Here is a 342-nt window from a genome sequence, read left to right on the forward strand (position 1 = left end):
TCAATCTGTTCTTTTTTAATCATATGCATAGCTTCTACTCCAGAAAGAATGGATGTAGCTGTGTCAAAACATTTGAACCCTAGCATAGAACAAGTATTTTTGTTGTCTAAGTTGCATACCATCAGGTATGCTTTTCTCTTTTTTCAACTGTTCAATTGCTATAGGATAAGCTGGATTCTTATCGACTGTCATAACACGAGGCTGCGAAACATGAAAAGACCGCAAAGCTTTCTTGAAAAAGCGCTTTGCAGTCTGATATGATCCCCTTATAGTAGACAGGAAAAAGAAAGCACATTAACCTGTTTACTATGGAGGGGATTTTTCTATGGGGAAAATTAGAGT

At 36.8% G+C, this 342-nt stretch carries 1 pseudogene; it reads right to left on the minus strand.

Annotated elements, in window-relative coordinates:
- A pseudogene (locus tag MR065_RS27220) lies at positions 1-285 on the minus strand (DDE-type integrase/transposase/recombinase); the annotation flags it as partial.
- Between the last annotated feature and the right edge of the window lie 57 nt (positions 286-342).

This window comes from Bacillus cereus group sp. BfR-BA-01383, assembly GCF_022663495.1.
Classification (GTDB): domain Bacteria; phylum Bacillota; class Bacilli; order Bacillales; family Bacillaceae_G; genus Bacillus_A; species Bacillus_A cereus_AU.